Source organism: Brevibacillus sp. YAE8, assembly GCF_057543335.1.
The window spans coordinates 1-539 of record NZ_BAAIYG010000152.1 but is presented as its reverse complement, the minus strand read 5'-3'; the positions used below and the strand labels follow the sequence as shown (position 1 = coordinate 539).

Annotated in this window: 1 protein-coding gene; it reads left to right on the top strand. The window is 60.1% G+C overall.

The genetic code is table 11. The features are described 5' to 3' along the window. The coding region (locus AC27IT_RS28110; RefSeq protein ID WP_487092309.1) for a phosphopyruvate hydratase family protein at window positions 1-539 on the top strand (539 nt) is incomplete at both ends.

Genomic DNA, 539 nt, shown 5'->3' with positions numbered 1-539 from the left:
ATCAAGCTGATCATCGAAGCCATCGAGAAGGCTGGCTACGAGCCGGGCACGCAAGTCGCCCTCGGCCTGGACTGCGCTGCTTCCGAGTACTACAAGGACGGCAACTACCACCTGGCCGGTGAAAACATGGTGCTGACCCCGGCCCAGAAGACCGGTTTGCTGGCTTCCTGGTGCGACAAGTACCCCATCATCAGCATCGAAGACGGCATGGCCGAGAACGACTGGGCGGGTTGGAAGCTGCTGACCGAAACCCTGGGCAAGAAGGTGCAACTGGTGGGCGACGACCTGTTCGTCACCAACACCAAGATCCTGAAGGAAGGCATCGACAAGGGCATCGCCAACTCGATCCTGATCAAGATCAACCAGATCGGTACCCTCACCGAGACCTTCGCCGCCATCGAAATGGCCAAGCGTGCCGGCTACACCGCCGTGATCTCGCACCGTTCGGGCGAAACCGAAGACTCGACCATCGCCGATATCGCCGTGGGCATGAACGCGCTGCAGATCAAGACCGGCTCCATGTCGCGTTCGGATCGCAT